This is a genomic window from Corynebacterium sp. HMSC074A09 (assembly GCF_001811545.1).
GTDB classification, from domain to species: domain Bacteria; phylum Actinomycetota; class Actinomycetes; order Mycobacteriales; family Mycobacteriaceae; genus Corynebacterium; species Corynebacterium hiratae.
On the sequence record NZ_KV805177.1, the window covers coordinates 14,848 to 37,716 of the forward strand.

The window sequence follows — 22,869 nt, forward strand, 5'->3', positions numbered from 1 at the left end:
ACGAGCTTCGCTGAGGACGCTGAGAATTGCTACAGGGAATTGTACTCAGTCTGTCTAAGAAGTTCGTCGAGAACACCGCGGGCTTGTTCAACGTCACCCGCCTGCGAAGTGAAGTCAAGTGGAAGCCTTGACAGAGGCGAGCCCTCTACGATGACTCCCCACACAGCTGCCCCACTACCGACGTAGTCAGCATACTTCGAGGGAAGGAATGGGTTAAGACTCAACGCTGTACCCGCTGTGTTGGTGTCGTTAACAACGAGAGCGTCGAAACGAGTGGAAACGCTAAGGAATTCGAGGTACGGCATATACCCGTTAATGCAAAGGCATTCCGCTGCGGGATGATTCCACAGTTGACGACGAAGCTTTTCGGGCGCTGCGGTGAAGATATGAAGGCGGAATTGGTTACGCACCGGATGGTCTTGGAGCGCGGTTAGGACGTCACCGATTCCGCGGTTGGCATAGAAGTTGCCAAAGTAACCGATATTGATGCGATCTGCATCGAGGGTATAGTCCGCCTCCACGAGCTGATACATTTCTTTTGTCGGCTCTGCATGGTGTCGAATCGTCGACTTAGCGCGCACGAGCTCTTCGAGGCTGGTGGGATAACGCTCCAGCATGACCTGTTGCTGATTGGAATTAGTGAAGATGACTTCGTCGGCGTACAGCAGTGTTACTAATTCAGTCAGCTCAAAGTGAGTGGTATACGAGATATTCGGCCAATCGGATCGCGTGACCATCGTCTTAAGCTTGTGAGTGGTCAACCCCCTAGTGAGCTTTCCTGGCCGAGGCTTTCCGTCTACGCCAATGCAGAGTGGATCAGAGAACTCCGCTTCCCATCGTGTCTCAGGGTGGTTGTCTTTAAAAAGAGCCGCAGCTACATGAGAACCAGACCAAAGAGCGCGCGAATACATCGAGTTATAGGGACCGTAGGTCTTCGCACGTTTGGCGGCTTTCTTCGCAGCTTGTCGCGCATAAGAACAGATAGCACCCCAGTGTGCAAAAGAAGCGACGACATCGAGCTTTTCAGCATGAACAAGGTAAGGATCGACGATGAGCTTTGTCGAATCATCGCGACCGCGCACGCGCCCCATATTTGCATAGAAGACGTCAACAAGCTTCGCATCATTCCGAATCACTTTTGCTGTCACGTTGGCCGAAGTGTCTGCAAAGGGTGGGAAACAGTAGGAGAACACTAGTCGATTCGCTTTTTCGGTACGCAAACCGCCCCAGCGCAAACCAGAAACACCAATATCTACGGCAGTGTCGATGGCCCGCTGAACATCTGTGGGATGGGCGCGTAGGTAAGTCTCGAGGAATCCGAATTGGGCGTCCTCAAGCTTCTGAAGGGCCTGCTGCTTAGAGTCAACCTCACGGATTTCTCGGAGCTGTGCAATGCATTCGAGGCGCTGCGTTACGTTGAAATCAAAGCTCTCGGCTTGGCGCGACACAGAATCATGTCGGATGGTTCTCAAATACGATGAGCTACTTGGTGCTGCTGGAACGTTGAACACGAGTCCTGATTCTTCGAGCAAGTGCGCAAAGTAGGCGACGTCCTCACCCGAGCGCAGCGATTCCTCATAGCGATAGCGTTGGGCCAGATCCGTGGGGAATACCTTGCAGGCGTTAAAGCCCAGCGCCCACGGCGCTCTCGCCACTGGAACGGTGGTTCCGCGAAGTGTTGATATACGCGCGTTGAGCGAATTCTCTTGAAGGGAACCATCATGTCCCTTATCGAGGATCGGCAGAAGCACACAAGCGCCATTGCGGGCATGCTCTAACCCCGTCTCAAGGAATCGAGGTTGAAGGGCGTCATCGTCATCGAGAAAGGTAACGAAACGGCGACCAGCACTTGCAATACCAAGGTTGCGGGCGCGGCCAGCGCCGGGGGCTTTGGTCCGTAGTACCCGTAGGTTGAGCTGCGGGAACTGATCTGCCAGATCCAGTTCTATATCTAGTGCTGCTGGCCCGTTGAAGACGACTAAGACTTCGAAGAGATCGGTGCTTAAGGTTTGATTCGAAAGCGAAGTGAGCGCCGCAGTCAGGCCCGAGCCTGCAGTGTTGGTTGAATCATTCGCATAGGAAGGAATGATGACGCTGATTCCTGGGAGATTGGTACTCATCGGATCTTCTCCAAAATTTTGTACAGCGACACCACCACAGAACTTGGCAGGAATTGCTTGACGGGCTTAGCCAAGGTTGCCACGCGTGAAATCACTAGTGCTCGGAGCGTCGGGGCATCGGGGGCTGGTCCCTGGTCGCGCGGGGAGAGATTGGACAGCGAAAGAGGCGCGGAAAGTCCCCGAAGAAAATCATCGGAGGGCCGGGACGTACCAACTGATTCCTCCACTCTGAGATGAATCCACCTTTCGGAAATATGCAATCCCGAGACGCCTAGCTCTTCGCTCACTACGTCATCGCTATCAACTAGGCCACGAAGGTTGTCCGCCGCTGAGCGTGGCGCCCAGTATTCGACTACTCCCCTATCCCCGATGAGCCGAGCAAGAATAGGAGTTGCTTGGGCAGCGGGAACGTCGGCAAGCACCACCGGCATATTAACCGCGTTATCCAGTTCCTCCTCGCTGAAGCAAAACACCACCGTCCCATGGCTAGCGGGTAAGGGATGGAGCTGCTCTGAGGAGCACAGGAGCACTGCATAATCGGTATCGGCGGGCTTGTAATCATCAAGCGATCCAATTCTCATCGGCACGTTGTCCTTGCCCAGCTAGTTCTTTTCCGAAATGACGCTCGTTACGATCTCCCGAATGACATGTGGAACGGCTTCATCGCGTTGTTTGGCAACCCATTCACGTCCACGCGCGGATACGTGAAGCTTCGAGCGGTCCTCCATGAGGCTTATCCACATGTTTGCCAGAGCTTCTGGATCATCAGGCTCCACAACATGTCCGGCCTCAAGTTTCTCAACCAATGCGGCTGCTTCTCCTTGCACTACACCACTAATGTGGAGGCCAACCGACATCAACTCATAGGTCTTTGAAGGCACCGTGCGTGTTAGAGGCTCCCATGAAGTGAGATGAACCAAGGCTGTGTCTGCCCAGTCATAAAACTCTTCGAGTCCCTCTGCAGGATAGCGATGCTCGATGGTGGCGTCAGCCCCTGTTTTTTGAATCAAGTCCCTAACTGCAAGCCACGCAGCACCGTCGCCGACGATACGCAACCGCACCTTATAACCACGATCCTGAGCAATTTTTACCGCTCTGACTGCATTATCGATGCGTTGTGCACGCCCCACCGTGCCGGCGTAGAGGACGTGGAGCTCATCCCGCCGTATTCTGCTCATATCCGCGGCCACATACTTGGTTTTTGGCGGAAACACATTACGGACGGTGCGGATAACACGCTCACGACCGTCCCGCTTCGCAGGCAATGTGGCTCCCAGGTGCGTTGCTAGATCCTTGGAGGTCGTGATGATTCCATTGGCATGGGTCAAGGCGCGCATCATGGCCTTCTCCGTAAGAGCGGTCAAAACTTGAAAGGGGCCTTTACTCAAGACCACCTCGCGAATCGAGCGTCTGCCCGTTCCGGAGTTCCAGTCATCTTTCTCACGCAGAAGCTCCGGCCATGCGTCGCGAAGATCCACGATGTAGGGAGCTCCAAGATGCCGTGCGACCAGCATGGTTACCACCGATGTTGGAAGAGCAGGGACGGTGCCGATAACCAGATCAGGAGAAATCTCCTGAATTTGCTTCCGATGCGTCACTTGCATTGCCAGCATCGAAGTTGCGACTGAGGCTTGGTTTAATATTCGGCGAGTTAGCGTAGAACCAGCAGGGAAAAACCCTGAGCGGAAGATCCGCTCACCCGAGTTTCCTAGCTCAGCTCGACGACAGCCAAGGATGGCGTCTTTAGACAGCCACTGCTTCAAACGGATTTGACGTTGGTAGTGAGGTGGAGGCGCAATCACAGCCACCTCATGCCCAGCCTCGACAAGGATCTTTGTCAGCCACGACCATCGTCGCTGCGGCACGCCGTTCTCTGGGGCCCAGTACTGGGAGAGGACTAGAATCCGCATTCTACGCCGTTCTTCCTAAGTGTCGACATCCTGCGCGGACCTACACTTAGACCGCGCGGATGTTTCTTTAGCGCCAAATACCCTTGGTATCAATAACAGTCTTGCCTTCCAGCACAGACTGATCGAGATTGACAAACTCCTTGTGGTTAACGAGGAGGAGAACTACGTCAGCAGCCGCAATAGCTTCCTTCGTATCCTGCTTTGTCAGGTTGGAAATGTTCGAAAGTACAGCGGGAAGCTCTTCGACATTCGGCTCAACGACCCGGATATCGAGCTCTGGCTTATCCACACCGAGGCGCTTCACGATTTCCAACGAAGGCGATTCCCGCAGATCATCGATGTCGTTCTTAAAAGCAATACCAAGAGCTGCTACAACCGGCTTCTCCTTGCCCTCAAGAGCCTTGACTACTTGCTCAATAACCCACTCAGGCTTGCCATCGTTCACATCGCGAGCCAGCTTAATGAGCTTTGCTTCCTCAGGAGCTGCCGACACAATGAACCACGGGTCAACCGCGATGCAGTGGCCGCCAACGCCTGGCCCCGGCTGCAGGATGTTAACGCGCGGGTGGTGGTTCGCCAGTTCGATGAGCTCCCAAACATCAATCCCCAGACGGTCGCAGATCAGGGATAGCTCATTAGCGAACGCAATGTTGACGTCACGGAAGGAGTTCTCCGTAAGCTTTGCCATCTCTGCGGTCGTGGCGTTGGTCATAAGAAGCTCTGCTGTACAGAAAGTTGCGTACAGATCACGAGCAAGCTCGGTGCCCTTGGGGGTCAAACCACCGATAACACGGTCATTGTTTTCCATTTCTTCCATGATCTGCCCCGGAAGAACTCGCTCTGGGCAGTGAGCTACGAAAATGGCGTTGTCATCTTCATCGTTAAGGGATAGATCCGGTCGCAGCTCAATGAGATGCTTCGCCATATCCTCAGTAGTGCCCGGAGGGGAGGTCGACTCCAGAACGACAAGCGCGCCAGGACGAAGGTGCGGTGCAAGTGCCTCAGAGGCTGCACGAATGTACTTAGTATCTACCTTGTGATTGTCCTGGAAAGGTGTTGGCACGCAAACAATGTAAGCGTCAGCTTCGACCTGCTCAGCCTGTGCGACGAGGTTTCCTTCCTCCACCACCTTGGCCAGAAGTTCTTCGAAACCCGGCTCAAAGAACGGCACTTTGCCTTCATTAATAAGCTTGACGAAACGCTCATTGACGTCAATACCGACGACTTTGACGCCCTTTGAGGCGATAAAAGCTGCCGTAGGCAGACCGATGTATCCGAGGCCTACAACGCAAACTTTGTCGAAGCTATTGGCAGCATTTTCCTGAGGCGCCATCATTTACCTTTCTCGCTACTGTGCTCAGATAACGGTAGCACGCGAAGACATTCCGCAAACATGACAGTCTCACTAATAGAAAAATCTATTGCAAGTTTATCCTTCCCCGCTTTTAGTTTTCCTTCGGGATCTATATCCACTGCCCCACAGAAATCCCGCTTTGCAACTTCTGCACGATAAGCTGACAGACTATGGCACTGAGGAGAAACTACGCGCGCTACGGCGCTTCGACGACTTTTTTCGACTCTGTCGAGGAGTTTCTCAGCTCCCCCGTGCCCGCCAGCTCTTCCGAGGGAGCTGAGGCCATTTCGATTCGCTACGGCGCTGCATTCATGGATGTGCTCGTTGAGGATCGCGGCGCCGATGTCACTATCGTGTTGTTTCACGCGGCCATCGACCCAGCGAAGACCTCTCTCCCTGTCTTCATTGGGAGGCAGATGGTTGAAGGCGTTGAGGCGAACGTGGTCTACATTTCCGATCCGTCGCTCGACAGGGGCGCAAGTATTGGATGGTTCACAGGGGATGAGACGCGACCATTTCAGGAAGACCTCACTTCGTGCCTGACTCATATTTTCGCTAGCTTTTACCCTGATGTGCCTGTCGAGGACCTGGGGAAGAAGACAATCTTTTTCGGGGCATCAGCCGGCGGCTTTGCCGCGCTGTATTTCTCGCGCCGCTTCCCCGGTTCATTGGCCGTGGTGTCTAACCCCCAAACCCATATTGGGCGCTACCTTGAGCCGCAGGTAAAGGCGTATCGCAAGAAATGCTGGAGCAGCCGGAAGCTTTCCGAGACCACCATGACCTTCGACCTGGTTACTGAATACGGCAAGGGTTTCGAGAACTACGTGGCTTACCTTCAGAACGAAGATGACGAGCTGCACTACACCCAGCATTATCTGCCGTGGTCCCAGGCAGTAGCCGAGCGCCCGCAGCAGTGGAGGCTCCTGCTCGGAGATTGGGGCGAAGGTCACGCCCCTGCCCCACAAATGCTTCTCACCGGAATTCTCGGCTACGCAGCATCACTAGCTGGCGATTGGGAGCGACTCTTCGAAGACGAGATGTTTGCCAGCTCAGGCTAGGGCCGCCCCTAGTTGCGTAGCTTCTTGTTCAACTGGTCCAAGCGCGCGATGACTTTGTTGGCACGGTCCTCCCCAAGAACGCTGCGCACGTTAGACACGATGCTCGTCCGGTTCTGATAAACGCTGTCGATGGCTTGGTCAACTAGACCACGCACGCCTTGGCTTCGTGCTGATTCCCAGTCCTCGGTGCTAACGAAACGTGCCTTCCCACCTCGCTGTTGCGTGACGATCTTTGCGACCCGAACTCCCTCGGCTCGCTCGCTTTGTGCCAGAATTCGGAAGCCACGAAGGACGTAGCCGTGCTCCAAATGAAGGCTCACCAAGGTCCGAAAGGTTCCGTTCTCCGTGGGAATGTACGCGAAATGCCCGATGCTCGGGTTATTGGAGGCAGCAAAGCCCTCGACTGTTTTGTAAGAGGGGACGCGTCGCCCACGGGAATCCTCGATCCACAGGCTCACAAGGAGCTCATTATCAAGTTCCCACTCTGATTCTCCGTGGATGACAAGGCTGACATCCCCGCTAGCGGGCTGAAGAAGGTAGTGCTGGCCGCTGCCAACGATTTCATCAATATTTAGCGCTGTGCTTGTGCTCTGCATCTGCTTAGCCACCGTGGGAAAGGCTGCCTCAAGGGCGGCGACATCCGTGAAAGGTGGGAAGGCTGCCATGTTCTCCATGAGGCGTGCCATGACCACACCTGGCTCATGGCGCATGGCGTTGTCCTGCCCTGCGTGAATAGCCCTCAAATAGCCCACTTGGGAGGCGTCCAAAATCACGGGCGCATAGCGATCTGACTTATCGTGCGGCCCGCTTTGGGGTTCCACGACGGTGCCGTCTTCCTTCACAGCACAGATGGACATCAAGCCCATCGAGTTCATAGGTGTGTGGGCTTCACGCAGGTGGAAAAACTGACCATCCGCGTAGACCGCCTCAATGCCGAGCGGCATGCTAACGAGCATGCCTTCAAACTCGGGCTTGATATAGGGCGCTGTGGTCTGGAAGTAGTGAGCGGATAAAACGTCATCGTCGTCTAGGCGATAGCGCCCGAACGTGCCCTTAAACCCAATTTCTTGGACGTAGCGGCGTACTGCGGTCCATCCGCTATCACCATCTGGAAGCTCGTCGAGGTGCAATACGTCGGAGCTGTCCGCTGCCTCCTGCAGCTGTGCCTTGAACTTCTGCGGCAAGGATTCAGAGAAGGAGACAACGTGCTTCACGTCGAAGCCTTCGGCGGCTTTCGCAAGTGTTGGCACGGTGTGGTTGAGGAAAATGTCCGTGCGCAACGACAGGCGTGCATCGTCGTAGAGGTAGTCGCGGTACTCGTCTTCCGAGAACCCGGTCTGCTCGTTGCTCGCACGCCACGACGCCGAATCGGGGACGAAGAGACTAAAGCGAGTGTGTCCAACGAACATGAAGAAACCTCTTCCCTGCGAGTGATATCTGACGGACAGTCTAGCTTTGCATGGAGGCGGGCCCGAAAGGCACCACACTAACCCGCGTGAAAAAGCGTGTTGTGCTGGCGATTTGTATTGAACACCTCAGACCTTATATAGTTACATCTCGTTGCACCGAGCAAGGCCACTTGCTCAGCAGCATACGCATAATCCTCCATAGCTCAGTTGGCAGAGCATTCGACTGTTAATCGAAGGGTCACTGGTTCGAGCCCAGTTGGAGGAGCAAATAAACCGCCTGGTTGAGGGCGGTTTTTTGCTTTTCTGGGGGCTAAGGATGGCCAGCTAAGGGCCTCAAGGCGGGCCTAGCTAAAACCCGAAGCACATTTAACCTCTCAGAAACTTTGACGAAAGGTTCCTGTTGTACGGTGACTCTGTCTCGTCACCGACTACCTCTCGAAGGAACTTTTTCTCATGCACATTCGTGCTATCGCACTTGCAACTGCTGTTGCTTGTACTGTTTCCCCGGCTTCAGCTTTTGCTGCTAATGCTTCGACCTACTACTCCACTAAGCAGCATTATGAGCCACAGGGTTCTGCCTATGCTGAGGCACCCGCAGGCTTTCACCAGATCTATACCTCGACCGTAAACCGCCACGGTTCCCGTGGCCTGTCCAGTTTCAAGTACGACGATCTAGCACAGCAGATGTTGGAGTACGCCAAGGAGCACGGCCAGCTCACGGAGTTGGGTGAAAAGCTCATCCCACAGGTTGAAGCCATGATCACCGTCAATAAGGAACTCGCGGGAGGTACCGGTCAGGAGGCCGGCTATGGCAACCTCACTGTCGTGGGACGTGAGGAGCTGGAGGGCATCGGTCAGCGCAATGCTCAGCGTAATTCCGCATTGATGGACCGCATCGAGAATGATGACCTCAAGGTCAAGTACATTTCTTCCGGCGAAGACCGCGCCAACGACTCCGGTTGGAACTTCGGTAACGCTTGGCTTTCGGAAAACCCTCAACTGTCAGACAATCTTGTCGATGGTATGGAGGACGGCCACGTGATTATTGAGACTCGAACCGACCTCATGTACGCGCACAAGGATAAGAACGCTCCTTCCTACGAAAAATACTCGCAGTGGCAAGACTCCGAAGCACTCAACAGCAAGGTTAAGGAGGCTTCTGCCAAGCCAGCATCACAGACTGCTGCGCGCAACCTACTGAACAAGATCTTCACCGACGACTTCATTACTGCCCTCGAAGACGGCTCCATTAGCTTTGTCGGCCGTGAGAAGGATGACAAGACTGTTGAGGGCATTGTGGACGCTGCCCTGCAGTTCTACAACCTGTACATCATCGCCCCAGCCCTTGCGCATGAGGAGAAGACTCCGGCCGAGGGTTGGATTTTTGACCAATACATGGATGATGCGAGTGGCCCGACCTTTGCCTACCTCCTCGATGTTGAGGATTACTACCAGAAGGGACCAGCTATCGAGGGTCAGACGGTGGCCTACGACAACTACGAGCCGTTGCTCAAGGAAATGATTCAAGGCGTTAAGGATCGTGCCGAGGGCGGCGATGTCGCTGCTGAATATCGCTTTGGACATGCAGAGACCATTATCCCTCTTGCAGCTTTGCTGAAGCTTCCTGGTTCCGAAAAAGGCACTCCCGCCGATGAGGTTTATTCGTGGGAGAACTCCGGATGGCGCGGTGACCAGGTAGCTCCGATGGGGGCCAATATTCAGTGGGATGCTTTCCAAAATGAACGCGGGGAGACAATCGTTCGCATGCTGTATAACGAGAAGGAAATCGCTTTCCATGACGGCTGCGAACCCATTGCTGAGGCATCGACGTTTTACACCATCGACGAGCTTTCCGCTTGTCTTCCGCTTGGCTCAACATCGGACCACTCCAAGGCCCGCCTCACGGAAGATCAAAATCACGACACTCCGCAGCCATCACCGTCAGATGTTGTGTCTTCCAAGGCCGGGGTGTGGGGTATTGTCGCTGCGGTCATTGGTGCACTGGCAATCGCTGTCGGCGCCGCTGCTGCCAACGCTGAGCAGATTAAGAGCATCCTCAACAAGTATGGAATCCATCTGCCCTTCTAAATTGCGAACTTAGACGAGACAGTACAAGCCAGGCTGGGTCCCATCAGTCCTAGCGGATTTCTGGGCCCCGCCTGTGTCTGGTGACTACCGCTTCACCACGTGTACATCTACCCCACCGAAAAGGCTGAAGCAGTTCACCACTACTTCAGGAGCGCTGGCAGGCAAGTCTGCAGGGTCGATGGCACCACGTTCGACCTTGATGTCGTGGCCGCCAAAGAGGCCGACGCCGTTGACACGAACGCGGAATCCTTCCGGGACCCAGACATCGACGCCGCCGAATACCCCGACTGCTTGAATTGTCGTGACGTGTTCTTTGAGGGAGGCGCCACGAAGGTCTACATCGGTGCCGCCGAAGATTCCCATCGTGGTGTGATGAGCGGCGATGGGAATGCCGCGCACAGTGCTGCCGCCAAAGATGCCGAGGGAAAGCCCCTGCGCGCCGTGTACCGATGGTTCTACTTGGGCTAAAGCCTGGTCAACAGCGGTGGCGGTTCCTTGATTAGCGGTCTTGACTTCCTTCGACCGTTGACGTGCCACCTGGTGGCTGCCGAACAGGACTTGTTCTGGGGCCTCGATCAGGTCGGAAACAAGGTCGACCAACTCGCCGCGTGTCGTGGCATCGGCGCAGCGGCTGGAGCGCTCCTCGAATTCAGTGACGCTGAGCTGGCCTACCGACATCGCATCCGCCAACACCTGTGAAGCGGTGGTGCGCTCAGAGTTCGTGCATTTGATGTCTCGTGATTCCATGTCTTGATTTTACGTGGAAGCACGCATTTAAGCGCGGCGAAGAGTGCTGAACACTTCGCCGCGCTTATTCGTTCGTTCCTGGATTCTTGTTAGGACTCGATCTCGGGGGCAAAATCGGGCAGGCGCTCCCCTACTCCAAGGAGCTCAGCGATAGCTGCCACAGCGCGCTCAGCGGCCTTGCCATCGCCGTAGGGGTTGACGGCGTTGGCCATGGCCTCGTAGGCAGCATCATCATCAAGGAGCAGCTTAGCCTCCGCCACGATAAGGCTACGGTTGGTGCCCACGAGCTTCACGGTGCCGGCCACAACAGCTTCGGGGCGCTCGGTATTCTGACGCATGACCAAGACCGGCTTGCCCAGAGCCGGGGCTTCTTCCTGAACTCCACCGGAGTCGGTGAGGATAATGGTTGCACGGTCCAGAAGCTTGGTGAACTGGTCATAGGGCAGCGGATCCGTGATGATGACGTTAGGCAGGGACTCAACCTCCGGAAGCACGGCTTCACGGACCTTGGGGTTGAGGTGCAGGGGTAGAACAAAGTTAATGTCCGGGTAAGCCTCTGCCAAATCCTTGACGGCCCCACCAATTTCCTTCATGGCTTCAAGGTTTTCGCGGCGGTGGGTGGTGACCACGACAAGACGCTTGGCCGACTGCGCGGCTTCCTGGACGGCCGAGTCTTCGAATTCGGTGTCCCAGCTTGCAGCCTCAAGTAGGGCATCGATAACAGTGTTGCCGGTGACCGCGATGTCCTTGGAGCGCACGTTCTCGCGGCGCAGGTTCTCCATTGAGCCTGCCGTGGGAGCGAGGTGCAGCTCCGCAACCTGGCCGATCAGCTTACGGTTCGCCTCTTCCGGGAACGGCGAGTGAATGTCACCGGTGCGCAGGCCTGCTTCCAGGTGCACGATTTTCACACCGCGGTGGAAACCAGCAAGCGCTGCAGTCATGGCCGTGGAGGTATCGCCCTGGGAAATGATGACGTCGGGCTGTTCGGCATCGATAATCTCATCCAGCCCCATGAGCGCGCGGGAAACAATCTCATTGAGACCTTGGCCCGGCTTCATCAGGTGCAGATCCAGCTTCGGTTCAATGCCAAACATGGTGTTGACCTGCTCCAGCATTTCTTTATGCTGGCCGGTGGAGACAGCAACCGATTCGAAGCGATCGTCCTTCTCCAATGCCTTAATGACTGGGGCTACCTTGATCGCCTCGGGGCGGGTGCCGTACACGGTCATAATCTTCGGCTTAGACATAAATTTCCTTCATTTATTACCGGGAGAGAATCTCCGTAAGAGTCTACAGTGCTTGTGCCGCGTGCACATCGCCCAGTGAATAGCGGAGAGAAGAACGTCAGTCCTGTGAACGCTAGTCCTCGCTCACGGTGACTTCCCGTGGCTCTTCGAAAGCAGCCACGCGCGGCTCAGCTGCCGCCACGCTGGCTGTTAATAGCGCTGACATCGCCACGGCTGCCGAGACCGCGTGCGTACGCTTCGAACTCTCCACAGAACTTAAGTTAACCGAAGCGAATGGTCTTTGGGAAGAGTTCGCACAATATCTATTCGCCCCACGGCTGCACTGCCGCCCACGCCGGTGGGCCTAGGCAGGTAGGCTGATCGTGAGAATTGCACGTTGCCCGTACGTTGTACGCAAACGCTGGCCGCTGCGCCGGCTTGAAGTAAGGGGATGACTAGTTTCCAATGATCCAATTTGTTGTGGGTGCTGCCGCCGGATACGTCTTCGGAACCAAGGCTGGGCGCAAGCGCTACCACCAAATTAAGGGCGCTTATGAAAAGGCCGTGAACTCCCCCGCCACCAAGGCCGCAGTGCGCTCCGCGCGCAAGGCCGTGGCCAACCGCTTGGATCCGGAGCCGCGTATGCGCGAGCTCAAGGACTATAACAAGGGGCGCCGCGGCAAGCGTGGCACCAGAGGTGCCACGGATGAAATGCCGGCGGATCGGATTTACGAGCCGGACGAGGATTAACGCGCACGCTAGAACGCGTGCGCGGGGTGTGGATTAGTGCGTAGTGCTTGCTAACGCACGCCGCGGAAGGCGCGGTCGTTGAGCTCGCGGCGGGCTTGCTCAAGTGCGACGAGGTCGGCGAAGAGCGAGTTATAGGACTCTTCGTCGTCGGAGGGGCGCATGCGGCCTAGTTGAGCTTTGAGTTGGGCTACTTGGTCGCCCACGCGGGCTTCCTGGAGGCGCGAGAGCACGGAATCGGCGTAGGCTTCCAGGTCGGTATCAGGGTTGCCGGTCTCCCCCAGCTTGATGGGCTCCACGGCCAGTTCAGAGACGAAGTTGCGGGCCATAAGGTCCGGCATCTCCCCGGCCACGGCGGCGAGCCACTCCACGCCGGGCTGTTCAGCGCCGGCGGTCACGCCACCCAAGGTGGAGATAGCGCGGCGGATCGTGCGGTAGGCCTCGTTGGAGTAGGCATCCTCCGTAATGCCGTCGAAGTAGCTGCCGGCAATCTGCGGGTACTGCAGAGCCAACTTGAGGGCCTCGCGCTGCGGCCACAGGTGCGGCTCCCGGGGGCCGGGGATGTGCATGACGGGGGCATTGGACTGCGCAGGAACGGAGGAGGTCTGCTCCAGGGAGGCAAAACGCGGGCGCTGCTCCTTCTTCGGCCTGCGGGCTTCCTGGCGTACTTGGTGGAGTACTTCCTCCGGGTCGGGCCAGCCCACCCAGCCGGCCAAGCGGCGGGCGTACTCGCGTTGCAGAGGTTGATCCCGGATTTGGGCCACGACGGGCACGGCGCGGCGCAGGGCTTGGAGGCGGCCTTCGGCCGAGTCGATGCTGAACTCCGAGATGACGGAGCGGATGACGAACTCGAACATGGGGATGCGGTCCGCCACCAAGTCGCGCACGGCAGCGTCGCCGCGCGCAAGGCGCAGATCGCAGGGATCCATGCCGTCGGGGGCCACGGAGACGAAGGACTGGCCGGTGAATTTCTGCTCGCCCTCGAAGGCGCGCATGGCGGCTTTCTGGCCGGCCTCGTCGCCGTCGAAGGTGTAGATGAGCTCGCCGTGGAAGTAGGAATCATCCAGCATCAGGCGGCGCAGCACCTGGAGGTGGTCCGGGCCGAAGGCGGTGCCGCAGGAGGCCACGGCGGTCTTGACACCGGCGGCGTACATGGCCATGACGTCCGTGTAGCCCTCCACCACCACGGCTTGGTGTTGCTCCGCGATGTTGCGCTTGGCCAAATCCAGGCCGAAGAGCACCTTGGACTTGTGATAGAGCATGGTCTCGGGCGTGTTCATGTACTTGCCCAGCTTGTCATCGTCGTAAAGCTTGCGTGCGCCGAAGCCGATGACGTTGCCGGATAGGTCCTTGATGGGCCACAGCAGGCGCCGGTGGAAGCGGTCGATGGGACCGCGCTTGCCCATCTTGGAAATGCCGGCGGCTTCCAGCTCCTCAAAGGAAAAGCCCATGCGCAGCAGGTGCTTAGTGGCGGTATCCCAGCCTTCCGGGGCATAGCCGCATTCGAATTCGTAGATGATCTCCTTGGAGAAGCCGCGGTCGAGGAGGAACTCGCGCCCGGCGGCGGCCTGCGGGGTTTCTAGCTGCTGGCGGTAGAACTCGTGCGCAGCCTTGTTGGCGGCGATAAGCCGACGGCGCGTGCCGGGCTTTTCATCGCGCGCACCGGTGGAGCCGCCTTGGTAGTTGATGTGGTAGCCAATCTTCTGGGCTACGGCCTCAACTGCTTCCGGGAAGGAGACCTGCTCCATCTCCATGAGGAAGCTGAAAACATCCCCGCCCTTGCCGGTGGAGAAACAGTGGTAGTAGCCGCGCTGCGGGCGCACGTGGAAAGACGGGGTCTTCTCATCCTTGAAAGGGCTCAGGCCCTTCAAAGAGTCATAGCCAGCGGGTTTGAGCTGGACGTATTCGCCCACGATCTCATCAATAGGCGCGCGTTCACGGATAGCTTGGATGTCGCTGTCCGGAATTCTGCCTCGTGCCATGCGTACAGACTACCCCGCCCACGCAAGGTACAGGTACCCACGGCTGGGTGGGCTAGAGCTGCGAGTCCCACATCCTGGAAGAACCCATATGTGGGAATTGGGAAAAGAGCGCGGTCCTGATTTCTTTTTCTGCCCTGGCACCTGCAATGATGGGGCCATGGCCCAGTCTTCCCCTTCTAAAAAGTCGCTGCCGGCCCTCATCGGCGGCGCGGTTCTCGTCCTCGTCGCGGGCTACTTCGGCATCGACCTCGGTGACTCCAGCGATGGCGCGGACCAGAAGGCAGCACCGTCTTCCTCTGCCGCTGGTGCGTCTGGTGGGGATGAGGGGGACGTCGCCAAGCAGGGCGGCTCCGACCTGCCCACCTGTTCCATGGATTCCTTGCCCCAGGAGGCCCACGAGACAGCCAGCGATATCCTGGCGGGCGGCCCCTATGACTACCCGGATAATGACAACGTGCGCTTTGGCAACTATGAGGGCGTGCTGCCGCAGCAGGACAGGAATTACTACCGCGAATACACGGTGGAAACGCCGGGGATTGGGCACCGCGGGGCCAAGCGGATTGTCACCGGTGGCGGGAGCGAGACCGACCCGGATGTCTGGTACTACACCGATGATCACTACGACAGCTTCTGCAGCATCCCGGACGCGGAGGACTAAGACATGCAGCGCATCCTGATTACTGAACCCATCCGTACGCGCGAGGACTTCTATGGCGCGCTTGGGCGCCTGCGCGGCTGCCAGTCCGGTGCCCCGCGCAACCTTGATGCCCTGGCGGACTTCCTCCGCGAGCAGCACATCGTGGCGATCATCGCTGCGGATTTCGACATGGTGGAGGAAGACCTGGCCCCGATCAGCATGGTGCTGAAGGACCAGGGTGTCGCGCTCGTGCGCTAGCTCAAGAAACCGAAGAGCTCGGCGCTGCGCTGCGCTAGGCGCTCTAGGCGGGATTCGGTCATGGAGGCGATCTGGTCGATGATGGCGCGGTCGCGCTCCAGATCGGTGTCGGCCTGGTTCCACCACAGGGCGAAGGTAGCGTCCAGCGAGCCCGGCGCGCCGGCCACCAGGTAGTCGTAGACGCGGTAGATGCGCTCGCGCTGCCGGTCCTGACGGGCCAGGTGGGCGGGCTCATCCATGACGTAGAGAACGGCGATGGTCTTGAGCAGCGTTACCTCCGCCACTGCGCCGGGTGGGACGGCGAGGTCGCCGTGCATGCGGCCGAGGGGGCCGTCGTTGGCCGCCAGCGTGGCGGAGACGGTGGCGCCGACGTAGCGGCCGACAAGCTCCGAGGTCATCTTCTTTAAGTTGGCATAAGAGCGCAGGGAGTAGTCGAAGTTACCGATGGCGTTGATGACATCCAGCTGGCGCAGGCGGTCGGCTGCCTCGAGGAGCTCGTCGGCGGTACCGCCGAAGGCTTTTGCGCCCTTGTCCGCGAGGTTGGCCAGCTCCACCAGATCCCAGAGCACACCCAAAGAGATGCGGCGGGAGATGATGCCGTCTTCGACGTCGTGGACGGAATAGGCGATGTCATCCGACCAGTCCATGACCTGGGCCTCCATCGACTTGCGCTTATCGCTATGCCCCTGGCGCAGCCACTCCAGGACGTCGGTGTCTTCGTCGTAGGCGCCGTATTTGCGGTTGGTCGTGCCATCCGGGTTGGTCTTGGTCCAGGGGTATTTGCAGGCGGCATCGAGTGAGGCGCGGGTGAGGTTGAGGCCATAGCTGCGCGGGCCCGCCGGGGTATCCAGCACCACCTTGGGCTCCAGTTTGGTCAGGATGCGCAAGGTCTGGGCATTGCCCTCGAAGCCACCGAGCGCAACCTCGTTGAGGGCATTCTCGCCGTTGTGGCCGTAGGGCGGGTGGCCAATGTCATGCGTCAGGCCCGCCATATCGCACAAGTCCGGGTCCAGGCCCAAGCCTGCACCGATGCTGCGGGCAATCTGACTGACCTCCAGGGAGTGTGTCAGCCGCGTGCGCGGGGTATCGCCATCGCGCGGGCCCACCACTTGGGTCTTATCCGCTAGGCGGCGCAGCGCCGCGGAGTGCAGGACGCGGGCGCGGTCGCGGGAGAAGGCGCCGCGGTGCTCCTCGGTTTTGAGCAGGGCCGAGCCTTTGGGTGACTCGGAGGCAAGGCGGGCGACGTCTTCTGCGCAATAGGTATAGCTCACGGGTTTTAAGCTTAGGCGGAGTCCTGGTCTTCCTGGGTCTGCCTCGCGCCAATAACACGGTGGCGCAGGGCCTGGTTGGGGCGGATGAGGCGCTCGATGCGGTAGAAGGCCGTCCGCACGCCTTCGGTGCGCTTCTCCCCCAGCAGGGTGCGCAGGCCCAGGTAGGCCAGGCCGCCGGTCTCGTGGGCCAGGTAGCGCCACCAGGGGATGGAAAAAAGCCGGGAAGGATAATAGGGCGTGCCCAGCACGGTGGCGGCAATCCCCTCTTGGCGGGCGATGAGGAAGGTGCGCAGGCGGTGCAACGGGTCGGTGATGATGACGGCCTCGGTCACGCCGAGTTTGTCGCGGGCGGCGGCTAGCTCGCTGCGGGTGTCGAGGCCCTCTTCGAGGGCGGTGACTTTAAGGGGCTCGTCGTCAAGCAAGGCCCGTGCCACCCCGGCCTCGGTGAACCTATCGCCGGGCAAGTTCCCGCCCACCGTGATAATGGGCAGGTCGTGCGCGGCGGCGTACTCAGCGGCGAAGCGCACGCGGCCGCGAAGGATGCGGGAGGGGCGCCCGTCGTATTGCGCGGCGCCGAGGACAATAACGTACTTCACTGCCTGTCCACTTTAGCGTTGGGTGGCAGGTATCGTGGTTCGCATGACTACTGCTGCTCGTATTGGACGCGCCGCCCTCGCCGCCCTCGTGCTGGGGTTGGCCACTGCTAGCCCGGCCGTGGCTGCGGACTTCGTTGTTGCCGCGCCGGAGGCGGCCTCGCTCACGGATAAGGTGACGGATGAGGCGGGGGTTCTCTCGGACTCAGAGAAATCCGAGTTGGAGGACAAGATTGCCGCGCTGCAGCAGGAGCACCACGTGGTGATTTTCGTGGTCTTTGCATCCTCGCTCCCGGAGGGCGCGGAGAGCTATGCGGGTGAAATTGTGCAGGCCAAGGGCCCGAACTCCGCGGCCTACGTGGTGGGTGTGGATGATTCCACCGTGGGCGTGCAGACGGGCAATGACTGGCCGCGCGGGCGCCTGGATGTGATGTATGACGCGGCCTACGCCAAGCTTGCCGACGGCCGCCAGTTCGGTGCTTCCGCACTCGCGCTTGTCGACGCTGCCGCTTCCGGTTCTGCGGGGTCTTCTTCTGGCGCTTCTGCTGCTTCTGATTCCGATGGCTCGGGAGGCCTGTGGCTTGTCGGCGGCGCGGGTGCCCTAGCTTTGGCCGGCGGTGGCATCGCGGTGGCCAGCCGGCGCAAGACCAAGAAGGACTCAGCTGCGACGTTGGAATCGGCGCGCCAGATTGAGCCGAGCAATACCGCGCAGCTCGACCGCTTGGACATGGCGACCTTGGAGAAGCTGGCCCAGGAGGAGCTGGTCTCCACCGATGAGTCGATCCGCCGCGGCAAGGAGGAGCTCGACATCGCGGTGGCCGAGTTCGGCCCCGAGCGCACCCGCCCGTTCACGCGCGCGATGAACCATTCCACGCTGACCCTGCAGAAGGCGTTCCAGCTGCAGCAGAAGCTGCAAGATAACCTGCCGGAATCGACGGCGGAGCGCCGCCAGATGCTGGTGGAGATTATCTCCTCCTGCGGGCAGGCCGACGATGCCTTGGATGCGCAGGCGGCGGACTTTGCCAAGATGCGTGACTTGCTCATTAACGCCAGCTCCAAGCTGGATGAGCTGACGCGTCGGGTGGTCGACCTGCGCGGGCGCCTGCCGCAGGCACGCGCTACCTTGTCTACTCTCAGCGGCTCCTATTCCGAGGAGGTGTTGTCCTCCATTGCGGATAACCCAGAGATGGCGGAGGTCTCGCTCAATGAGGCTGAAAAGCTGCTTTCCCGCGGCCGAGAATTGCAGTCCCAGCCGGCTGGCCAGCAGGGTCCTTTGGTGGGCTATATCCGCGATGCCGAGCACGCCCTGGAGGTCTCCGACCGCCTGCTGAATGGCGTGGAGAATGCCGAGAACTCAATCACCGCGGCTCGCGATAACCTGCCGGCGCTCATCGATGAGGTCGAGGAAGAAATCGCCGAAGCCCAGCACTTGGAACAGCGCGGCAAGGCCCAGGGCTCGACTGCTGATTGGGCCGCCTTGGAGGAGTTGCTGGCCCGCGCCCGGGAGGCTCTGCGCGCAGCCCGCGAGCACGGTCAGGGTGATCCACTGGGTCAGTACACGGCGCTGACGGCTATCGATGGCGAACTGGACCAGCAGCTGGACACCGTCCGCGAAACCAACGCCACCCGCGAGCGCCAGATCGCGCTCTACCGCCAGCAGATTGCCGCGGCCGAGTCCGCTATCCAGGCAGCTGAGGACTTGCTCTCCTCGCGTGGCCGCGTGGTGGGCCCCGATGCGCGTGTGGCTCTTGCCGATGCCACCCGCCTCTTCGCCCAAGCCCAGAACTCCGCCTCGAAGGACTTGCGCGCGGCCCTCAACTACTCCCGCGATGCCGCGACTGCCGCGCAGACTTCGCTCAATCGCGCGAAGGAAGACCTAGAGGCCTACCGCCGCCAAGAACAGCGCCGCCAGGCCACCGATGCCGCGGGCAACATCCTCACCGGCATGGTGCTGGGCCAGATCCTCGGTGGCGGCAGCTCCCGCGGCCACAGTGGCGGTTTCGGCGGAGGCTTCTCCGGTGGTGGCAGCTTCGGCGGCGGTGGCTTCTCGGGCGGCGGCGGTGGAGGTGGCTTCCGCGGCGGCTCCTTCTAGCCGCCCTCTCCCCCTCCCCGCACCTAGGCCCTCCCAGCTGTCTTCACCCACTTCCCCGTCCTCTCCCCTTCCCCGCGCCAGTTCCTCCCAGCCGGCTTCACCCACTTCCCCGCGCGAGCCCTCGAGACCCGCGGCCCACACCCGGCATCTCATAACCAGGGCGGTCCCACATGGCATCTCGCACAAGGCTCCTTGCAAAAGGCATCTGGCAAAAGGCATCTTCTAGAAGGCGTTTTCACAGCTAAAAACGCCTTTTGCACCCTCTACATGGCGTTTTCAGCCCCAAAGGCGCCTTTTGACAGATGCCATCTGCCAGATGCCTTCTGCCGGACTGTCGGATGCCGTTTGCGGGATGCCTTCTGCCGAATGTCCTTGCACGCATCGGGCGGTTGGATACCGACTCGATTGTCGGCCAAGTAGATCCACGGATACGGGATTGGTGCACGTACATGATTGGTGTAAACCGGTCATGCACATGGTTCTGGCCAAACGGTTCGCCTCAGATGGTTGCAGTCAAACGGCTTACTTGGGGGCAAGTAAACCTTCTGCAATGCGCTAGATGGTTCGTTTGGGGGCAAGCAAACCTTATGACTGCAACCATCTGACTCGAACCCTCTACCGGCATACCAAGCCGAGCAAACACACTCGGAGAGCTCCTCTTCGAAGACAAACTCCACTACTCGCATGTCGGTGCAGGTTATATCGCGAAAGGTCCCTTTAGTTTGGTGCCTTTATTCTGGTCCCTTTGCCTAGTAAAGGGACCATCTATCAGGCGAAAAGCTGCGCCACATGGTCCCTTTGCACTCATAAGGGACCAGAGTGGAGGGACCAAACCAGAAGGACCATCTGTGAGAGAGCGGAAAGCACGGCCTAGCAGGCAGGAAGCAAGAAGGGGACGTGCGCCGAGCAGGCAGGCAGCAAGAAAGCGAAGTGGGCTTTGACGGGCAGCAGTGCGAAGTAGGGGTTCGGTGCACAAATGGGCGGCACCGCGGAAGGTGGGCTTAGGTGCGGAAGGGGCGGATGGAGCCGTCGAGAAGCAGGCAACAGTAGCTGGTGAAGGCGGCGTCCGTGAGGGGGAGCTCGCCCACCGCAACTTCGAGGTCGCGGCCGCGCGGGGTGGTGCGGGCAACCTCGGCGGCGGGGCCAGACAAAGCGAGGATGCGGCGCTCGCGGCGGAAGGGGTTCGTGCGCTCGAGCAAGTACTCGCGGCCCTGACAGACCGCACGCAGCTTTTTCACCGTGAAGCTGGTCTGCTCCGCCGAAAAGTCGGGCCCGCGTACAGTAAAGCTGCGAGCGCCCGGGATGTGCTCGAAGGCGATGGTGGTGCCCGTCCCGGGCAGCAGCAGGCCCGTCGGTCTCACGCGGGCGATGACCTCGCCCGCGCCATCCACCAGCGCCCCATCGCGCCACACCCAGCGTTGCATCAGAGGAGCACCGCAATGATGGCGACAATGGTCATGAGCAACAGCATGGCGATGATCGGGATCGCGGTCTTCTGCGTCCGGGCCTCCAAAATGACGCGGGTAAACCAGCTCAAAGCCGCAATCTCCGAATGGCTGAGGTCATCGGAGTCATCGCTGTTCTCGCCCTCGAACTCGAGGATGGCCTTGCGCACGCCAGAGTTCTTGGAGGAGAACTGGGCAATCTTCAGCCCCTCGTGGTCCTCGACAATCCAGTCACCGCCGGCCTCGTTGATGAAGGCAAAGGTGCGCCCGTCCAGCGAGGCCTCCAAGCGCTTATCACGCTTGGGATTGCCCGCCAGACGGTAGACGCGGTCGTCTTCCAGGGTCACCGACGCGCCCAGGTCATCGAGGCCCAAGCGCCAGTGCTCGCCTTCCACATCTGCCGAGCGTTCCTGGAACATGCCCAACGACGCCGGCCCCTCCCCCACGAGGAGGACCGGGTTCTTGCGGTCGCTGCGGTCCCAGCTGGTGTAGTGCATTAGCAGCCAGCCAGGCGGGCAGCCAGGTAAGCCTCAAGCTCGTCGAGCTTGACGCGCTCCTGCTCCATCGAGTCACGCTCACGCACGGTGACCGCGTTGTCCTCGAGGGTGTCGAAGTCATAGGTCACGCAGAACGGCGTACCAATCTCGTCCTGGCGGCGGTAGCGGCGGCCGATGGCGCCAGAGACATCGAACTCCACGTTCCAGTTGGCGCGCAGCTTGTTGGCCAGCTCGCGGGCCGGGGTGGACAGCTCTTCCTTCTTCGACAGCGGCAGCACGGCCACCTTGACCGGAGCCAGACGGCGGTCCAGGCGCAGCACCACGCGCTTATCGGTACCGCCCTTGGCGTTCGGGGCCTCCTCTTCGTCGTAGGCATCGATAAGGAAGGCCATCATGGCGCGGCCCAGGCCGGCAGCCGGCTCAATAACGTACGGGGTCCAGCGCTCGCCAGCCTCCTGGTCAAAGTAAGACAGGTCCTCGCCCGAGCCCTTGGTGTGCACGGAAAGGTCATAGTCCGTGCGGTTGGCCACGCCCTCCAGCTCGCCCCACTTGGAGCCCTTGAAGTTATAGGCGTACTCGACGTCCACGGTGCGCTTGGAGTAGTGGGAGAGCTTCTCCTGCGGGTGCTCGTAGAGGCGCAGGTTCTCTTCCTTAATCCCCAGGTCGATGTACCAGTTGAAGCGGTCATCGATCCAGTACTGGTGCCACTCTTCATCCTCGCCCGGCTTGACGAAGAACTCCATCTCCATCTGCTCGAACTCGCGGGTGCGGAAGATGAAGTTGCCCGGGGTGATCTCATTGCGGAAGGACTTACCGATGTTCGCGATACCGAACGGCGGCTTCATACGCGCCGAGGTCATCACGTTCTTGAAGTTCACGAAGATACCCTGCGCGGTCTCCGGGCGCAGGTAGTGCAGGCCCTGCTCATCGTCGACCGGACCCAGGAAAGTCTTGAGCAGACCGGAGAAGGCCTTCGGCTCGGTCCAGTCACCCGGCTGGCCAGTCTCCGGATCATTAATATCCGCAAGGCCGTTCTCCGGCTCGTGGCCGTGCTTTTCCTCGTAAGCCTCGATCAGGTGGTCGGCGCGGTAGCGCTTACCGGTGTGCTTGGACTCCACCAGCGGGTCGGTGAAAACCTCGACGTGGCCGGAGGACACCCACACCTGGCGCGGCTGGATCACGGATGTATCGACACCCACGACGTCATCGCGGGACTGCACCATGTGGCGCCACCACTGGCGCTTGATGTTTTCCTTGAGCTCGACGCCAAGCGGGCCGTAGTCCCACGCAGAGCGGGAACCGCCATAAATTTCACCTGCCTGGTAGACCAAGCCGCGGCGCTTACACAGGCTGACGACGGTATCAATGACGGATGCCATAGCTAATGGGACTCCTCTGGTAGGGGACAGTCTTTATACAGTGCGGCCTAGTCTAG

Annotated in this window: 20 protein-coding genes and 1 tRNA gene; 7 read left to right on the forward strand and 14 right to left on the reverse strand. The window is 59.4% G+C overall.

What is annotated here, in order from left to right:
• Nucleotides 1-29: 29 nt before the first annotated feature.
• The 4 genes from HMPREF2807_RS12980 to wecC all read right to left on the reverse strand — a co-directional run bounded on the left by HMPREF2807_RS12980 (nt 30) and on the right by wecC (nt 5,366).
• A complete protein-coding gene (locus HMPREF2807_RS12980; protein ID WP_070513534.1) occupies nt 30-2,120 on the reverse strand; it encodes a glycosyltransferase in 2,091 nt (696 codons plus the stop codon).
• Nucleotides 2,117-2,701: a hypothetical protein gene (locus tag HMPREF2807_RS12985; protein ID WP_070513535.1), complete on the reverse strand. Its 585-nt coding sequence runs from the start codon at nt 2,699-2,701 to the stop codon at nt 2,117-2,119. The genes HMPREF2807_RS12980 and HMPREF2807_RS12985 overlap by 4 nt, the downstream gene beginning before the upstream one ends.
• Nucleotides 2,702-2,722: 21 nt before the next feature.
• Nucleotides 2,723-4,030 carry a glycosyltransferase family 4 protein gene (locus tag HMPREF2807_RS12990; protein WP_070513538.1) on the reverse strand — a complete coding sequence of 436 codons (1,308 nt, stop codon included), beginning with the start codon at nt 4,028-4,030 and terminating at the stop codon, nt 2,723-2,725.
• A 67-nt stretch (nt 4,031-4,097) separates the two neighbouring features.
• Complete coding sequence (wecC, locus tag HMPREF2807_RS12995; RefSeq protein WP_070513541.1) at nt 4,098-5,366, reverse strand: UDP-N-acetyl-D-mannosamine dehydrogenase; 1,269 nt, start codon at nt 5,364-5,366, stop codon at nt 4,098-4,100.
• 188 nt (nt 5,367-5,554) lie between these two features.
• On the opposite strand from wecC, the gene HMPREF2807_RS13000 reads away from it, so the two are divergent.
• Nucleotides 5,555-6,442 carry a hypothetical protein gene (locus HMPREF2807_RS13000; protein WP_070513543.1) on the forward strand — a complete coding sequence of 296 codons (888 nt, stop codon included), beginning with the start codon at nt 5,555-5,557 and terminating at the stop codon, nt 6,440-6,442.
• A gap of 8 nt (nt 6,443-6,450) precedes the next feature.
• Here the strand turns inward: HMPREF2807_RS13000 and HMPREF2807_RS13005 are convergent, their stop codons facing one another.
• A complete protein-coding gene (locus HMPREF2807_RS13005) occupies nt 6,451-7,851 on the reverse strand; it encodes a glycosyltransferase (protein WP_070513546.1) in 1,401 nt (466 codons plus the stop codon).
• Between the two features lie 192 nt (nt 7,852-8,043).
• Between HMPREF2807_RS13005 and HMPREF2807_RS13010 the strand changes: the two genes are divergently transcribed.
• Together HMPREF2807_RS13010 and HMPREF2807_RS13015 are read left to right on the forward strand one after the other, a co-directional pair.
• Nucleotides 8,044-8,116 (forward strand) — tRNA-Asn (locus HMPREF2807_RS13010).
• 188 nt (nt 8,117-8,304) lie between these two features.
• The gene (locus HMPREF2807_RS13015; RefSeq protein ID WP_070513549.1) at nt 8,305-9,939 is read left to right on the forward strand and encodes a histidine-type phosphatase; all 1,635 of its coding nucleotides are present in this window, start codon (nt 8,305-8,307) and stop codon (nt 9,937-9,939) included.
• Between the two features lie 84 nt (nt 9,940-10,023).
• Here HMPREF2807_RS13015 and HMPREF2807_RS13020 read toward each other — a convergent pair whose 3' ends face one another.
• The 3 genes from HMPREF2807_RS13020 to HMPREF2807_RS13940 all read right to left on the reverse strand — a co-directional run bounded on the left by HMPREF2807_RS13020 (nt 10,024) and on the right by HMPREF2807_RS13940 (nt 12,183).
• Entirely contained in the window at nt 10,024-10,686 is a 663-nt protein-coding gene (locus tag HMPREF2807_RS13020; RefSeq protein ID WP_070513552.1) for a DUF1707 SHOCT-like domain-containing protein, read from the reverse strand.
• 89 nt (nt 10,687-10,775) lie between these two features.
• Nucleotides 10,776-11,933 carry a non-hydrolyzing UDP-N-acetylglucosamine 2-epimerase gene (wecB, locus tag HMPREF2807_RS13025; protein WP_070513555.1) on the reverse strand — a complete coding sequence of 386 codons (1,158 nt, stop codon included), beginning with the start codon at nt 11,931-11,933 and terminating at the stop codon, nt 10,776-10,778.
• 112 nt (nt 11,934-12,045) lie between these two features.
• Entirely contained in the window at nt 12,046-12,183 is a 138-nt protein-coding gene (locus HMPREF2807_RS13940; RefSeq protein ID WP_157844611.1) for a hypothetical protein, read from the reverse strand.
• A 194-nt stretch (nt 12,184-12,377) separates the two neighbouring features.
• Here HMPREF2807_RS13940 and HMPREF2807_RS13030 point away from each other — a divergent pair, with 194 nt between their 5' ends.
• Entirely contained in the window at nt 12,378-12,662 is a 285-nt protein-coding gene (locus HMPREF2807_RS13030; protein ID WP_070513558.1) for a hypothetical protein, read from the forward strand.
• Nucleotides 12,663-12,712: 50 nt separating this feature from the next.
• Here the strand turns inward: HMPREF2807_RS13030 and dnaG are convergent, their stop codons facing one another.
• On the reverse strand, nt 12,713-14,641 hold the full coding sequence (dnaG, locus tag HMPREF2807_RS13035; RefSeq protein ID WP_070513561.1) for a DNA primase: 1,929 nt from the start codon (nt 14,639-14,641) through the stop codon (nt 12,713-12,715).
• A 157-nt stretch (nt 14,642-14,798) separates the two neighbouring features.
• Here dnaG and HMPREF2807_RS13040 point away from each other — a divergent pair, with 157 nt between their 5' ends.
• Both HMPREF2807_RS13040 and HMPREF2807_RS13045 read left to right on the forward strand, forming a co-directional pair.
• Nucleotides 14,799-15,299, forward strand: a complete 501-nt coding sequence (locus HMPREF2807_RS13040; RefSeq protein ID WP_070513665.1) for a guanyl-specific ribonuclease — start codon at nt 14,799-14,801, stop codon at nt 15,297-15,299.
• A gap of 3 nt (nt 15,300-15,302) precedes the next feature.
• Nucleotides 15,303-15,536: a barstar family protein gene (locus tag HMPREF2807_RS13045; protein WP_046649054.1), complete on the forward strand. Its 234-nt coding sequence runs from the start codon at nt 15,303-15,305 to the stop codon at nt 15,534-15,536.
• Here HMPREF2807_RS13045 and HMPREF2807_RS13050 read toward each other — a convergent pair.
• Nucleotides 15,533-16,807 carry a deoxyguanosinetriphosphate triphosphohydrolase gene (locus HMPREF2807_RS13050; RefSeq protein ID WP_070513563.1) on the reverse strand — a complete coding sequence of 425 codons (1,275 nt, stop codon included), beginning with the start codon at nt 16,805-16,807 and terminating at the stop codon, nt 15,533-15,535. The genes HMPREF2807_RS13045 and HMPREF2807_RS13050 overlap by 4 nt on opposite strands.
• A gap of 11 nt (nt 16,808-16,818) precedes the next feature.
• Complete coding sequence (locus tag HMPREF2807_RS13055; RefSeq protein ID WP_070513565.1) at nt 16,819-17,403, reverse strand: YdcF family protein; 585 nt, start codon at nt 17,401-17,403, stop codon at nt 16,819-16,821.
• A gap of 43 nt (nt 17,404-17,446) precedes the next feature.
• On the opposite strand from HMPREF2807_RS13055, the gene HMPREF2807_RS13060 reads away from it, so the two are divergent.
• A complete protein-coding gene (locus HMPREF2807_RS13060; protein ID WP_070513568.1) occupies nt 17,447-19,492 on the forward strand; it encodes a TPM domain-containing protein in 2,046 nt (681 codons plus the stop codon).
• A gap of 1,001 nt (nt 19,493-20,493) precedes the next feature.
• On the opposite strand, the gene HMPREF2807_RS13065 is transcribed toward HMPREF2807_RS13060, so the two are convergent.
• From HMPREF2807_RS13065 to HMPREF2807_RS13075, 3 genes are read right to left on the reverse strand one after another with little or no spacing between them, the layout of a single operon-like run.
• Nucleotides 20,494-20,916, reverse strand: coding sequence for a hypothetical protein (locus tag HMPREF2807_RS13065; protein ID WP_070513570.1), 423 nt, complete (start codon nt 20,914-20,916; stop codon nt 20,494-20,496).
• Nucleotides 20,916-21,434 (reverse strand): hypothetical protein, encoded by a 519-nt coding sequence (locus tag HMPREF2807_RS13070; RefSeq protein ID WP_070513573.1) that lies wholly within the window; start codon nt 21,432-21,434, stop codon nt 20,916-20,918. Before HMPREF2807_RS13070 ends, HMPREF2807_RS13065 begins: the two co-directional genes overlap by 1 nt.
• The gene (locus tag HMPREF2807_RS13075; protein WP_070513576.1) at nt 21,434-22,813 is read right to left on the reverse strand and encodes a glycine--tRNA ligase; all 1,380 of its coding nucleotides are present in this window, start codon (nt 22,811-22,813) and stop codon (nt 21,434-21,436) included. Before HMPREF2807_RS13075 ends, HMPREF2807_RS13070 begins: the two co-directional genes overlap by 1 nt.
• Nucleotides 22,814-22,869 lie beyond the last annotated feature (56 nt).

Excerpts from the sequence above, each read along its gene's own strand:
- HMPREF2807_RS12990 (WP_070513538.1), bottom strand. The coding sequence starts at position 4,030 with ATGCGGATTCTAGTCCTCTCCCAGTACTGGGCCCCAGAGAACGGCGTG.
- HMPREF2807_RS13065 (WP_070513570.1), bottom strand. The coding sequence starts at position 20,916 with ATGCAACGCTGGGTGTGGCGCGATGGGGCGCTGGTGGATGGCGCGGGC.
- HMPREF2807_RS13020 (WP_070513552.1), bottom strand. The coding sequence starts at position 10,686 with ATGGAATCACGAGACATCAAATGCACGAACTCTGAGCGCACCACCGCT.
- HMPREF2807_RS13075 (WP_070513576.1), bottom strand. The coding sequence starts at position 22,813 with ATGGCATCCGTCATTGATACCGTCGTCAGCCTGTGTAAGCGCCGCGGC.
- HMPREF2807_RS13045 (WP_046649054.1), top strand. The coding sequence starts at position 15,303 with ATGCAGCGCATCCTGATTACTGAACCCATCCGTACGCGCGAGGACTTC.
- HMPREF2807_RS13060 (WP_070513568.1), top strand. The coding sequence starts at position 17,447 with ATGACTACTGCTGCTCGTATTGGACGCGCCGCCCTCGCCGCCCTCGTG.
- HMPREF2807_RS13005 (WP_070513546.1), bottom strand. The coding sequence starts at position 7,851 with ATGTTCGTTGGACACACTCGCTTTAGTCTCTTCGTCCCCGATTCGGCG.
- HMPREF2807_RS13000 (WP_070513543.1), top strand. The coding sequence starts at position 5,555 with ATGGCACTGAGGAGAAACTACGCGCGCTACGGCGCTTCGACGACTTTT.
- dnaG (WP_070513561.1), bottom strand. The coding sequence starts at position 14,641 with ATGGCACGAGGCAGAATTCCGGACAGCGACATCCAAGCTATCCGTGAA.
- HMPREF2807_RS13070 (WP_070513573.1), bottom strand. The coding sequence starts at position 21,434 with ATGCACTACACCAGCTGGGACCGCAGCGACCGCAAGAACCCGGTCCTC.
- HMPREF2807_RS13015 (WP_070513549.1), top strand. The coding sequence starts at position 8,305 with ATGCACATTCGTGCTATCGCACTTGCAACTGCTGTTGCTTGTACTGTT.
- wecC (WP_070513541.1), bottom strand. The coding sequence starts at position 5,366 with ATGATGGCGCCTCAGGAAAATGCTGCCAATAGCTTCGACAAAGTTTGC.
- wecB (WP_070513555.1), bottom strand. The coding sequence starts at position 11,933 with ATGTCTAAGCCGAAGATTATGACCGTGTACGGCACCCGCCCCGAGGCG.
- HMPREF2807_RS12985 (WP_070513535.1), bottom strand. The coding sequence starts at position 2,701 with ATGAGAATTGGATCGCTTGATGATTACAAGCCCGCCGATACCGATTAT.
- HMPREF2807_RS12980 (WP_070513534.1), bottom strand. The coding sequence starts at position 2,120 with ATGAGTACCAATCTCCCAGGAATCAGCGTCATCATTCCTTCCTATGCG.
- HMPREF2807_RS13040 (WP_070513665.1), top strand. The coding sequence starts at position 14,799 with ATGGCCCAGTCTTCCCCTTCTAAAAAGTCGCTGCCGGCCCTCATCGGC.
- HMPREF2807_RS13030 (WP_070513558.1), top strand. The coding sequence starts at position 12,378 with ATGATCCAATTTGTTGTGGGTGCTGCCGCCGGATACGTCTTCGGAACC.